At 73.0% G+C, this 12404-nt stretch carries 8 protein-coding genes; all 8 read left to right on the forward strand.

Features of this window, described 5'->3' with window-relative positions; all coding sequences use genetic code 11:
• The first annotated feature begins 65 nt into the window (after nt 1-65).
• Nucleotides 66-1841: an ABC transporter ATP-binding protein gene (locus tag ACIA8R_RS44955; RefSeq protein WP_364103325.1), complete on the forward strand. Its 1776-nt coding sequence runs from the start codon at nt 66-68 to the stop codon at nt 1839-1841.
• Nucleotides 1842-2016: 175 nt separating this feature from the next.
• A complete protein-coding gene (locus ACIA8R_RS44960) occupies nt 2017-3870 on the forward strand; it encodes a hypothetical protein (RefSeq protein WP_397043875.1) in 1854 nt (617 codons plus the stop codon).
• The gene (locus tag ACIA8R_RS44965) at nt 3867-5987 is read left to right on the forward strand and encodes a hypothetical protein (RefSeq protein WP_397043877.1); all 2121 of its coding nucleotides are present in this window, start codon (nt 3867-3869) and stop codon (nt 5985-5987) included. Before ACIA8R_RS44960 ends, ACIA8R_RS44965 begins: the two co-directional genes overlap by 4 nt.
• The gene (locus tag ACIA8R_RS44970; protein WP_397043879.1) at nt 5984-8119 is read left to right on the forward strand and encodes a hypothetical protein; all 2136 of its coding nucleotides are present in this window, start codon (nt 5984-5986) and stop codon (nt 8117-8119) included. The genes ACIA8R_RS44965 and ACIA8R_RS44970 overlap by 4 nt, the downstream gene beginning before the upstream one ends.
• On the forward strand, nt 8116-9345 hold the full coding sequence (locus tag ACIA8R_RS44975) for a CHAT domain-containing protein (protein WP_364103314.1): 1230 nt from the start codon (nt 8116-8118) through the stop codon (nt 9343-9345). Before ACIA8R_RS44970 ends, ACIA8R_RS44975 begins: the two co-directional genes overlap by 4 nt.
• On the forward strand, nt 9342-9968 hold the full coding sequence (locus tag ACIA8R_RS44980) for a hypothetical protein (protein ID WP_397043881.1): 627 nt from the start codon (nt 9342-9344) through the stop codon (nt 9966-9968). The genes ACIA8R_RS44975 and ACIA8R_RS44980 overlap by 4 nt, the downstream gene beginning before the upstream one ends.
• On the forward strand, nt 9969-11021 hold the full coding sequence (locus ACIA8R_RS44985) for a hypothetical protein (protein WP_397043883.1): 1053 nt from the start codon (nt 9969-9971) through the stop codon (nt 11019-11021).
• Between the two features lie 717 nt (nt 11022-11738).
• Nucleotides 11739-12188 carry an RICIN domain-containing protein gene (locus ACIA8R_RS44990; protein WP_364103305.1) on the forward strand — a complete coding sequence of 150 codons (450 nt, stop codon included), beginning with the start codon at nt 11739-11741 and terminating at the stop codon, nt 12186-12188.
• Nucleotides 12189-12404 lie beyond the last annotated feature (216 nt).

The following is a 12404-nucleotide window of genomic DNA, read 5'->3' on the forward strand; positions in this document are numbered from 1 at the left end:
GACGTTCGATCGCCAGACGTTCGATCGGCAGACGTTCGATCAACGGACAAGGACAGGCCCGGCCCGTGCACGATCGTCCCCTCCTCGCTCCGGAGAAGCCTCCCGCCCCCGGGACCTGGCGCAGGGTCGTGCGGCTGTTCATGCCGCACCGGCTCGCCATCTGCTTCGTCGTCCTGCTCGTCGTGGCCTACTCCGCACTGAACGCCGCCGTCCCGTTGCTGACCCAGCTGGTCTTCGACCGGGCGCTGTTCGGCGCGGGCGGTCCCGACCTGCCGCTGCTCGCCCTGATAGCCGGCCTGGCGGCGGCCACCGCCTGCGCGGTGGGTGTGGTGGACCTCGGCCAGTCGTGGGTGTCGGCCCGCGTCGCGCAGCAAGTGGTGCACGCGCTGCGCGTGGAGCTGTTCGGCCGTCTCCAGCGCATGGCGCCGGCCTTCTTCGCCGCGACACCAGGCGGCGAGATCCAGTCGCGGCTGGCCAACGACACCGCTCAGATCGAGAACGCCGTCAAGGACACCCTGCCCGGCACGCTGTCCGGCGTCATCGGATTCGTGGCCGCCGCCGCCGCGATGGTGGCACTTTCCCCCCAACTCGCGGGCGCCGCCCTGATTCTCGCGCCCGTCGTCGTCTGGGTGGCCTCCCGCTCCGGGCGAGCGCTCAAGAACCTGTCGGAGGTCAGCCAGCGCTCTCGCGCGCAACTGTCGGCCATCGTGGCGGAGCGGCTGAGCCTGGGCGCCGTCATCCTGGCCAGGGTCCACGGCAGAAGCGCGGACGAGGCCGGCCGATTCGCCACGGAAAGCCGGCGGCTGATCCGGCTCGGGGTACGCTCCGGACTGGTGGCCCAAGGGGTGCTGAGCGCGGGACACGTCTTCTTCGTGCTGACCCCCTATCTGGTGTTCGTGGCGGCGGGCCTGTCCGACGGGATCACCCCAGGCACACTGGTCGCCTTCACCGTGCTGCAGGCCAGGCTCTACCAGCCCCTTTGGCAACTCCTGCACATCTCCACCGAGTTCCGCTCCGCCCAGGGGGCCTTCGAGCGGGTCTTCGACTACCTCGACATGGAGCCCGAGCTGGAGCCCGGACCTGATGCACGGCCGGCCCCCGCCCCCGGGCCCGGCGCGCTCGCCGTCCACGGGGCCACGTTCCGGTACGCCGCAGGGGAGCGGGGCCGTCCGGCGTTGGACAATGTGAGTCTCGCCCTCCCAGCCGGATCCACCACGCTGGTCGTCGGCCCGAGCGGCTCGGGCAAGACGACACTCGGCCACCTGCTGGCCGGCCTGCACACGCCCACCGAGGGCTCGGTCCGGATCGACGGGGTGAAGATCACCCGTCCGTCGCCCGGACGGGTCTGCATCGCCACACAGGAGCCCTTCCTCTTCCAGGGGTCGATCGCCGACAACCTCCGATACGCCGCCCCCGACGCCACCGCGGACGATCTCATGCGCGCCTGCCGGCTCACCCGCGTCCACGAGCGGATCACGGCACTCCCGGACGGCTACGACTCGCTGGTGGGAGAGCGGGGGGCGCTGCTGTCCGGCGGCGAACGACAGCGCATCGCCCTGGCCCGCGCGCTCCTGGCCGGCGCGTCGGTGCTGGTCCTCGACGAGGCCACCTCCGCGCTCGACCCGATGACCGAACTGGAGGTCGTCGAGGCGATCCTGGCCGAGCGGGCGGGACGGACGACGGTGATGATCACCCACAGGTTCGGCGTCCTCGACTCCTTCGACACCGTCGTGGCCCTGGACGAGGGCCGGGTGGCGGAACACGGAGATCGCCTCGACCTGCTCGGCGACCGGCACGGATGGTACGCGCGGATGGTCCGCGCCCAGACCGGCGTCGCATAGACCCCGCCGTTCGCCCTGTGCCGTGGGGTGTGACGGGCGAGCACGACCCCCGCACCGAGATCGTCACCCTCGCCACAGGCCCTGTCACGCCGAGCGCCTGGTTCGATTGCCGCGGCCGGTCCGGCGTAGTTACGCTGGATCGTTCCTGAGAATGGGTGAGACCTAGGAGTCCGCCGTGCCCGTTCCCTGGTTGTCTGCCGTGATCGTCGGCGTCGCCCTCGTGCTCTCTGTGATCCGGACGCGCGAGCACGCCAGGCGCGCCTCGCCGCAGAACGTCTTGCTGGAGATCGCGCTGCCGCCCCTGGCCGCCCTGCGGCTGCATCGCGTGGCGGCGGCCGTCCTGCTCTGGACCCCGCTCACTTTCCTGATCCACGAACCGGTCGACCTCCTGTCGGGCACGGGCGCCGCGGGCACCCTGGCGGTGGTCTGCGCCGGGTTGGCGCTGGGCGCCGCGGGGATGCCGCAGATCGCGCTCGGGGTGGCGCTGTGCCAGGCGTTGTGGCTGCCCGGCTCGCACGTGACGACGGTCGTGGCGCTGCCGGTCCTCGCGGGCTACCTGCTCCGGCTGGTGCACATCGGGCCGCAGTACTGGCGGGGGTACACCTCGCTGCTCCTCCTGCTCGACAGGCAGGGGGCCGTCATCAGGGGAAGCACGCCCGCCGAGTGGTTCTGGCACGGGATCCAGGCGGTGGTGGCGCTCGCGCCGACGGCCGGTGCGGCGCTGCTGCCCGCCCCCGGTCTGGGGTTCGCCGACGTGGCCGCCCGCTGGTCCGGCGCGCTGCTGACAGGAGCCCAGCTCGCCGTCGGCGCGCGGCGCATGCGGACCCTGCCGAACCGGCGGCTGCGCCTGGCCGCCCGGGGCGGCGACGCGCTCGGGACGGTGTCCTTCGTCGCCATCGCGGCCAGCCCGGCCGGCGCCTGGCTCGCCGGACGCTGGGCGGCCATCCCGTTCCTGACCGGGTTCGTCGGCGGCGCGCTGCTGGCCGTGGTCGCGGTCGGGCTGATGGTGGTGCTGGAGTCCGTGAAGGGCCGCGACCCGATGCGCCGGCTGCCGCGATGGGCCGTCGTGGTGAGCTTGGCGCGGGCGCCGCTTCGCGAGGGCCTCGGGGCCGTCTGCCTGGCCCTGCTGCACCCGTCGCCCGGACTCGCCCCGGCTGCCGCCGTGCTGGCCGCCGCCGAGTTCGTCGTCCTGCGCGGGGGCTGGAACCGTGTGTTCCTGGACCCCCAGCAGGTCCGGCACGCCGCGTCTTTCCTGTGGTTCGACAACGACCGGGAGACGCTGCTCGGCGGATGGCTGCACGACGCGTTCCTGAGCCGTTCGGGCCGTCCGGATTTCTCGCTGCCGCGCACGTTGGGCGGGCTGGCGGTGCTGTCCGTACAGGGGTGGACGGTGCCCGGGCAGGCTCCCGCGATGGGCGCCGCCCCTGAGCTGAGGCGGCCACTGACCGGGATGGCCGCGACCCGGTGGACCGACTTCGCCGCGCAGGCGCTCGATCTGGTCGAGATCGAGGTCGTGCCGCGCTACCCGCCCCAGCACCTGCCGGCGCTGCGACGGGGGCTCGCGATAGCGCGGGCCGAGCTGTGCTCGGCGAGGGCGGCCGTCCTGGAGCTGGCGGGGGAGCCGGGCGAGGCGCTCGGACAGTGGCGTGAGGCGGCGCTGCGCTACCGGCGCATCGGCGCGGCGGTTCACGAGCTCGTCGCCCGGCTGATGGCGGTCCGGCTGCTCGCCGTCTCGCTCGGCAGGCCCGCCGACGCGCGCCGGGAGCACGCGCGGGTCCGGCTGCCGGACGCCCCGCCGCTCGCCGTACGGAGGCTGGCGGACCTCGCCGCCGCAGCCGTCGAGGGGGGTCGGGTCGTGGCCGGAGATCGTCCCGTGGACGCGCGTGCCGTGCGCGCGGCCCTGCGCGGCGACGACGGCCTGCCGGAACCCGACCTGCGGCAGTGCATGGGGCTGGCCACGCTGATGGCCCGCACGCAGGAGCGATCCGCGCTCCCGGGAGGCTCGCCTGAGGCGGAGGTCCACCGGTGATCCCCGTTGAGCCGCGGGTGCGGCTGGTCCGGCTGGGTTACCTGGTCACCTCGCTGGCGCCATTGCCGGCGGCCGTCGCGGCGATGTCAGGTGCGGGGCAGCCGGTGCTGCTGTGCGGGGTCGCCGCCGTCATCTCCTGCTCCTACCTGCTGCAGTACCGGGCATACCGGGTGCTCAACCGCTATCTCGCCCTGAGCCGGCTGTTGTGGGAGCTGGTCATCACCGGTCTGGGCATCGCCGCCGCGGCGATGGCGGGCGGGTGGCTGGTCGAGGCGTGGCGGGACCATCCGGGGCTGGCGGGCGGGGAGTTCTGGCAGGCGCTCGCGATCGTCGTCCTGCTCCAGGTCGTCTCGCCCCTCGCGTACGCCAAGCAGCTCGGGCTCGTGGTGACCCTGCTGGCCGGGCCGGTACGGCTGCTGGCCGACAAGGGCTACTTCCTGTTCTGGACAGCGGGGCTGCTCCATCCCGACGCCGGGCTGCTCCGGCTGGCCGGCTGGCTGGCCCTGCTGCAACTGCCGCTGTCGTGGATGATGGCCCGCGAGTCGGCAGCGCCGCACTGGGCGGCCCGGGTCAACGACGCTCACGTGCTCATCGACGCCCCCCGGGAGCACCGCGAGCGGATCGTGGGCGCGTGGCTGTCGGACTCGGTGCTGCGCCGCGGCGGGCCCGACCTGTCGTTCGTGCACACCCTGCTGGACCAGGCGCAGCAGTCGGTCGTCCGCACCGAGAACATCGTCCTGCGGCTGATGGGCCTCGACGCCACCGCGTCCCGGCCGGGCGAGACCGCGCTGGAGTGGATCGACACGGCCGCCGGGTTGCTGGAGGAGGCGCGGCGGGCACTCGGCCCGGACGGCGCGCGGCCCGCTGCCGGACGGGCGCTCGACCTGGCCGAGGCGCACGCGGCGCAGGCCAGGGCGGAGATCCGATTCGTCCTGGGACGGCGGGAGGAGGCCCTCGCGTCCTGGCGCAGGACATTCGAGCTGTGGACCCGCCATGGGCTGCACGACCTGCGCGCCCATCACCTCATCACCCTGACCGGCGGCCGGAGCGACGGACAGTCGATGCAGGTCATGGGCCCCGAGGACGCGATCACCGAGCTCGAACGCCTGATCGACGCCCCGGAGCTCACGCAACTGAGCCGCCGCCACGCCATGCTCGCCTCGTCGGCCTGCCACGCCGAACTGGACCGGCCGGACCGGGCCGCCGAGCTGGCCGCCGCCGGCCGCCGCATCCGGGTACGCCGTGCCGACATGCGTACCCACATCCGGCAGAGCACGGCGGCGGGCAGGCGTCCCACGGCGATGCACGCGCAGCGGCAGTGGGACCTCGCAATGGTGCTCGCCACCAGCACGGTGATCGTCCACGACGCCTACGGCCCGACCCAGGTGCTCTTCCTCGGCACCCGCTTCTGGCCGGAGAGCCGGGCCAAGGAGCTGATCGTCGCGGGCATGCGCCTGTGGCGCGCCGGCCGCCCCGACGCCGCCGAGACCGCCCTGCGCGAGGCCGCCGGCCTGCTGCGGAGCACCGGGCAGACGACCTTCGCGTACTGGGTGATGCTGCAACTCGGCAGGGCCCAGTACGCCCCCGCGCCGGCCCGCGCCTACCGCAGCCTGACCGACGCGCTCGACCTGCGGGAACTGCTGCGCGACCAGGTCCTGGACGCGCGGCTGCGCATGGCGGCGGGAGGCTCGGCCGAGGGCCTGTACGCCGCCATCGTGCGCCTGCTGGTCGGCGACGGCCCCGGAGCCGACGCCGGAGCCGACGGGTGGCCGCCTGGCCGGGCGACCGCGGCCTTCGAGCTGGTCGAGCGGGGACGTTCCAGGTCCATGCTGGAGCTGCTCGGGGAGAACCTGCCGGCCCACGTCGGCCCCGAGCACGCCGAGCTGGTCCGCGCCGAGGAGGCGGCCCGGCGCAGGCTGGCCGACTGCCGGGCCGCGGTCGGGACGGGCGCGCCCGGCGAGGAGGCCGTCATCCGGCTCAGGACGGCGCGCGGCGAGTTGCGTGAGGTGCTGGACAGCCTGGCGGCGACCGGCGAGCGGGGCGCCGAGTACGCCCAGTTACGCCGGGGCGCGCCGCGCTCGTACGACGAGATCCGCCGCATGCTGGAGGCCCTGTGACCGCGCCCGCCCCCGCGACCCCACCCCGGCGGCCGGTACCGCTCGGCCTGGCCCGCGCCGGATACCTGCTGGTCGCGCTGACGCCCGCAGGGCAAGCGGTGCTCGGCGCGCTGCGCGGCTCCCCGGTGAACCCGGCGCAGCTGCTCGCGACAGGGTTCGCGGTCACGGCGCTGTTCCTGTGGTATCTCCGCGTCACCCGGGTGCTCACCCGCCACCAGCGGGCCCGCACCTTGCAGGTGGAGGCGACGGTCGCCATGACGGGACTGCTGGTGGTCGCGTTCACGGCCGATCTGCTCGCCGCGGCCTGGCAGGCGCTTCCCTGGCTCGCGAGCCACCCGTACGTGCCCGCCGCGCTACTCGGCCTGCTGGAGGCGCTCCCGCTGGTGACCCGCGGCAGGTACACCCCTCCCGGCTACACCCGGCTGGTGACCGACAAGGGCTTCCTGCTCTTCGCGCTCGGCGGCTTCCTCCGGCCCGATCCCGCGCTGCTCACGCTGGCGGGCTGGCTCGTGGCGGTCTCGGCCGGGCACCACTGGAAGATGGCGAGGACCGCGAGGCTGCCCCTGTGGCACCTGCGCGATCTCGACGCCCACCGCTTCCTCGACGGCACGCTGGTCCCCGTCCCCCTGGCACGCCTGCACTGGCTGGTGGACCAGACGCGCGCGCGGCCGGACCTCGCGCTGGTCCACACGATCGCCGAGCAGGCCGTCCGGCTCGCCGACGACGTCAAGAGCCGGGCGCTGGCCGAGGTGCACCCGTACGCGACGGCGACCCGTACCGGGCAGGCCGCCCTCGACTGGCTCGACCAGGCGACCGACCTGCTGCGCGCGGCCGAGGAACGCCACGGCGAGCCGTCGCCGGAGGTGGCCAGGGCGTTCGGGCTGGCCCGCGCGCACTGCGCCGCGGCCATGGCAGGCGTCCACTCGGTCACCGGGGCCTGGGAGCGTGCCACGGCCGCCGTCCGGGAGGCGGCGGCGCTTTGGCGGGCGCACGGATTGACCGATCTCGCCGCGTTCGCGGTCTCCGGCAACACACTGTCGGCCGTCCCCGGGGTCATCGCCGTACGGGGGCTGCCGCCCGCCGAGGCGCTGCGCGACCTGGTCCCGCTGACCACCATGCGCGACCTGCTCCCGCGCCTTCGTCGTGACGTGCTGCTCGCCGCCGCCGCGTGCGCGACGCTCACCGGCGACACCGCGCGGGCGGGCGCCTGGCAGGCCGAGGCCGACACGTGCCGGCCGCGGCGAGGGGACGACCGCGCGCTCAACCGGCTACGCCTGAGCGCCGGCCTGAACCCGGTCCACCCGCCGCGGCTGCGGGCCCGTCACCGCCTGTTCGAGGAACTGCCGCGCACGCTCGCCGAGCGCTCCGCGCCCAGAGGGCTGGAGCCCCTCCATCCGCTCCCGCTCCCGCTGATCATGGGCAACGAGCAGTGGCCCGACAGCGAGGCCAAGCGGATCACCGACCGCGCCGTGCTCCTGTGGACGGCGGGAGTGCACGAGCAGGCGAGCGACGAGCTCGAACGCGCCGCCGCGCTGTTCGAGAAGACCGACCGCCCGCTGGACGCCCGCTGGATCCGGTACGTCCTCGGCCTCGCGCTCTACCGGGCCGACCCGCCCCGCGCCTACCGCAACCTGACCGCCTCGCTCGACCTCCAGGAACGCATCCGTGACCAGGTCGCGGGCGAGGACCTGCGGATCGAGGCCGGCGGCTCGACCGAGCACCTGTCGGCCGTCCTCGCCTGGTTCCTCGTCCGCACGGGCGAGCGGGCCGGAGCGGGCCCGCTTCCCCTGGCGCGCGCCTTCGAGTTCATCGAGCGCTCCCGGTCGCGCGTCCTGCTGGAACTGCTCGGACAGAACCTGCCGCTCGCGGCCGGGCCGGAGCTGCGCGGCCTGGTCGCCGCCGAGCGGGAGGCCGACGCCGAACTGGCCCGCAGCCGCGCGCTGCCGGCCGGAACCGTCGACCCGCAGGCCGCGCTCACGGCCGTCCTCGCCGCCCGGAGGAGGCTGACCGCCCTGTGGGACGAGATCGCCGCGACCGGTCGGCACGGCGCCGAGTACGCCCAGCTCAGAAGGGGAGATCCCGTGTCCTTCGACGACATCAGGCCGATGCTCGCCCCGGACGGCCGCCCATGACCACGATCCTGGCCGAATACCTGGTCACCGACCAGACCACCCTGCTGTTCGTCGTCCGCCACGACGAGGAGCAGCCGCACGTCGAGCAGATCGACCTCACCCGCGCCCAGGTGGGCGACCTGGTGGCCCGCGGCCCAGCCGCCGCCTCCCCGCCCGCCGCGCTGGACGCGCTGGTCGCGCCGCTGGACCGGCACTGCCGACCGGACGACACGATCTGGTTCGTGCCCCACAACGTGCTGCACTACCTGCCGCTGCACGCGCTGCGCCTGGGCGACGGCCGGCTGATCGACCGCAACCCCGTCTGCTACACGCCGAGCGCCTCGGTCATGCGCTACTGCCAGGCCAAACGCCGTCCCGACAGCCGCCGGGTCCTGGTCTACGCCGATCCGCGCGCCGACATGCCGCTCGTGCACGCGCGCGAGCAGGCCGCCGCCATCGCCCGCCTGTTCGGTGGCGAGGCGACGCTGCGCATGGGCGCGCAGGCTGCCGTGACGGCGCTGGAGAAGGACGCCGCGGACGCCGCGGACGGGTTCCGCGTCGTCCACCTGGCCTGCCACGGCCGCTACGACCCGGAACGCCCGCTGCGGTCGGGCGTCCTGCTGGCCCCTGACGGCGCCGACGACGGCGAGCTGTCGGCCGAGCGCATCCTGACGATGTCGCTGCCCGCCGACCTTGTGACGATCAGCGCCTGCGAGAGCGGCGCGAACGCCCGCCACCCCGGCGACGAGCTGATCGGCCTCACCCGCGCGCTGATCTACGCGGGGGCGGCCTCGGTGCTGGTCAGCCTGTGGGCCGTGGACGAGGTGTCGACCAGCCTGCTCATGCAGCACTTCTACCGCGAGCTGCTGTCCGGGACCGACAAGGCCGAGGCGCTGCGCCGCGCGCAACGGCGGCTGCGGGACATGACGGCCGCCGAGGTCGTCGGCCTGTGCGAGCGGGCCGCGTCCGCCGCCGGCGAGGACGGGCTCGACGCACGGCTGCTGCTGGAGGAGAGCGTCGCGGACGTACGGTTCAGGGCTCGCGACTACGCCGGCGCACAGGCGGCCTACGAGCGGCTGCTGCCGCGCGTCCCGCAGGACGGGCCCTGGCCGCTGCGACTGGAGATGGGCGAGACCCGTTCCAGGTGGGCCGCGGCAGCCGCCGGGGAGCCCGCCGACTACGAGCGGAAGATCTACGAGGATCCCTACCATTGGGCCCCCTTCATCCTGGTGGGCGACTGGAGATGATGATGTCCGACGAGATGTCCGGCGCGGGGCCCGGCCGGGTGCCCGGGACGATGACCGACACGCTGTTCGCGCAGGCCGACGACGCCTTCGCCGTGCTGTCGCCGGGTACGCCGGTGGCCGAGGCGCGGGCGGCGCTGGCCGGCGGGCTGATCGGCGTGGTCAGGAACGCCGCTGGGCGGGTCGTGTCCACGGTGACCGAGGCCGACCTCGCGGGGCTCGACGACTACGCGCCGCTCGGCACGGCGTCCTTGCCGCCGGCGATCGTGGCCGACGAGGACGTGACGTTCCACGAGTACGGGGCGTCCCCGGCGGTGACGCTGCTCGACGTGGGGGCGCGGGCCCTGGTGCTGCACGACGGCGAGGAGGTGACCGCGGTGCTGCCGGTCGGGGCGGTGGGGGCGTACCTCGCGTCGGAGTCGTACACGCCGCCGTCCAACGTCATGACACCGCACGGCGGCGGCGCCGGCGGCGGGCTGGGACGGCCGAGGACGGGCCTGGCCCACGTGGTGTGCGCGGAGCCGGGCTGCGGGCGGGTCAACGAGCTGGCGTCGTTCAACCGGCGGCGGCTGCCCACGTGCGTCAATCGCGACGTGCCCGCGCACATGCTGCGGATCGGGGTCTGAGTGCTCGGCGCCGCGCTCAAGGAGACGACCGGGCTGTTCGAACGCCGGTTCCTGCTCAACGCCCTGCTGCCCGCGCTCGTCCTCGTCGGGCTGTGCGGCGCGGTCGCGGTCGGCTCGACGGCCGGGCCGAAGGCGGGGCTCGCCGCGTGGAACCGGCAGGACACGCTGCTCAAGGCGCTGTACTCGGTCGCCTTCGTGGCGGCCGTGGTGCTGGTCGCGACCTGGCTGTCCGGCCTGAACGCGCTGCTGCTGCGCTGGTACGAGGGGGACTGGAGCCGCCGTCCCTGGCGTCTGCTGGCCGGGGTGGGCCGTCGCTGGCACTCGCGCGTCCACGCCCGGCTGCGGCCTGAGCGGCTCCCCGACTACCAGCGCCTCTACTCCGGCTACCCGCCGGACCTCGCGGAGGTCATGCCGACCCGGCTCGGCAACATCCTCAAGAACGCCGTCCTCCACCCCGAAGGGCGGTACGGGATCGACGCCGCGCTCGTCTGGCCGCGCCTGTACCCGCTGCTGCCCGCCGACCATCGGGCCACGCTCGCCGCCATCCGCGCCGACCTGGAGTTCTTCCTCACGGTCTCTTTCCTGGCCGGCCTCTTCTCCACGGCCTCGGGCCTGTTCCTGCTCGTCACCGGCGCGCCGGCCGGGCTGTTCCTGCTCTGCTACGCCGGAGGCGCGGCCGTGGCGCTGATCGGCTACGCGTGCGCGCTCGGGCCGGCCCGGCTGTACGGCGAGCAGGTCAAGGTGACCTTCGACGTCTACCGGGGTGACCTGCTCAAACAGCTGGGTCACGAGTCCGGCTCGGAGGACGAGGAGTGGGTCCTGTGGGAGGCGCTGGCCCAGCAGTGGTACCGGGGGGCGCCGATCGCGGCCACCCTCCGAGCAGCCGCCGAGCCGGCGGACGATGTCGATGGTGTCGCCGACGTCGGCGATGTGGGCTCTTCGGAGGGACCGGGTGGGCGGCGGGCGTGGCGAGTGGTGCGCCTGCCCCTGAGCGCCTGGTTCGTGATCCTCACCCTCGTGGTCGGTGCGGTCGGCGCGTCGCTGCTGGTCTAGCGTGCGTGGACGTCATGTGCGCCGAACCGAGAACGCAACGACATTGCCTCCCCCGGCTCTGCCGCTTTCACGTGCTCACGTCAACAGTCACCTGTCTACCGGCCAATAGCGGCCAGGCGCCGGCGTCACATGGACATAGCCATTTGGTCACCTATCCATGGGTGATAACCCGACGAGCACCAGTGCCTTGGCCCGGCATAGTTTGACATCAATTCTCCATTGTCATCGGATCTGAACAGTGATAGTCGCCTGCGCCGGTTCCTCTGGTGGGATTAAGTGGCGGAGGCTTGAATCCTGTCCGGATGTGGCCACGGCTGGAGGGTGATTTCCCGTCCAGAATCAAGTTTCATAGAGAGGCGAACGGGGCGTCGTTGCCCCGGTCATCGACTGGATAGGGGCTGGCGATGGTGATCCTGCCGGCGCTTACAATCTCTTCGCCAAACATTCCGGCAAGGTGCTGATAGTCACTCCCGAAGGGGTGGTGAAGCACCCCAAGTACTCCTCCATGCGTTTCCGGCTCGTGCAGTACAACGAGAAGGATTACGCGGGGGCGTGCTGGATTATCGCCGAAACGATTCGTGGCTGAAGAATATGTGGCGCTTTTTATGTGGTGACCCTTGAGTGTCGACCGGCTCAATGTGGTGACCACTGGCAGGGCACGCCGTCCGGTGTGTGTCAGGCCCCTACCCCCCGATTTCCCCTACCAAGGAGGTAACCATGGCTCCCTACCCTTCTCGCGCCCGGCTGATCGTCAAGCATTCGGGCAAGGTGCTGGCCATCGAGAACGCCAGCCTCAAGGACGGCGCCAGCCTGAACCAGTACGACTCCGGCCACCAGGACAACGAGAAGTTCGAGCTGCGCGACGCCGGTGACGGCTACGTCCGCATCGTCGTCAAGCATTCGGGCAAGGTGCTGGCCATCGAGAACGCCAGCCTCGATTACGGCGCCAGCCTGAACCAGTACGACTCCGGCCACCAGGACAACGAGAAGTTCGAGCTGCGCGACGCCGGTGACGGCTACGTCCGCATCGTCGTCAAGCATTCGGGCAAGGTGCTGGCCATCGAGAACGCCAGCCTCGATTGGGGTGCCAGCGTGAACCAGTACGACTCCGGCACCCAGGACAATGAGAAGTTCCGGCTGGAGCCCATCAGCGACGCCAACTGGTAACTCACTAGGTTCGGCCCGTCCGTGCCGTCCGTGCGCCGGACGGCCGGGCGTACCTGACATCGCGCTTCACCATCTCCGCACTGCCGCCCAGCACGCAACTGCCACAGAACGGGCGGCCCGGGTGGGGGGTGCCCGGAGTGCGGCGAACGCGTTCGTACGGTGAGGCAGGTCAGGGGAAGGTGTACGGCGGATCATTCCCCGTACGTGCTTCCGTCT

Origin of the sequence: Nonomuraea sp. NPDC051191 (genome assembly GCF_044455665.1) — a bacterium.
In the GTDB taxonomy this organism is placed as follows: Bacteria; Actinomycetota; Actinomycetes; order Streptosporangiales; family Streptosporangiaceae; genus Nonomuraea.